The following is a 607-nucleotide window of genomic DNA, read 5'->3' as shown; positions in this document are numbered from 1 at the left end:
GGTTGATCTCGTCGGCTCGGCCCAGGTTGGCGAGGTTGCTGCCGACCACCGGCACACCGGTGCCGAGGTTCCAGGCGCTGCGGAAGCTGGCTGCGTCGGCCTCGGCCAGGATCGCCGAGGCGCCCGGTGCGAGCACGCCGATGGCCGTGAGGCTCGTTGTACCGGCAGTGCGGGAGTCGTCGTCGTAGCTCCAGCCGCTGAAGTCCACCGGCGTGCTGCCGAGGTTGGTGAACTCGACGTACTCGCCGGTGGCGCCGTTGCCGTTGTACATCCACTCCGTGATCTGGATGTTGGCCTGGGCGGTGGTGGCGGCGAGCAGCGCCAGCGGCGCGAGGTGGCGGAAGGACATGGTCGGTAGCCTCGTTGACGGATGTCAGCCACGCTAGGGATCGCGCATGACAACAGCGCGACAGTGCGGCCCCGCAGCCGCGGGGTGTGCAAGACTGGCAGCATGCGAATCCGCCTCGTTGCCTGCGCCGCCGCGCTGACCCTGGCCAGTTGCGTGGTCGTGCCCCAAACGCGCGAGGTCTACGACCCCGACTGCCAGGTCCACCACAAGCAGATCGTGCTCGAGGCCGCGGTGATCGGCCACTTCGGCAGTTGCGGC

Annotated in this window: 1 protein-coding gene; it reads right to left on the bottom strand. The window is 69.0% G+C overall.

Annotation, left to right across the window (positions count from 1 at the left end):
- Positions 1–349, bottom strand: a 349-nt coding sequence (locus tag AC01FP_RS18700) for a lamin tail domain-containing protein (protein WP_474482405.1), incomplete at its 3' end; no start/stop codon positions are given.
- Positions 350–607: the final 258 nt, after the last annotated feature.

The organism is Cyanobium sp. NIVA-CYA 375, assembly GCF_056108345.1.
Note: the sequence above shows the minus strand (reverse complement) of the source record. Positions and strands in the feature narration are given on the sequence as shown.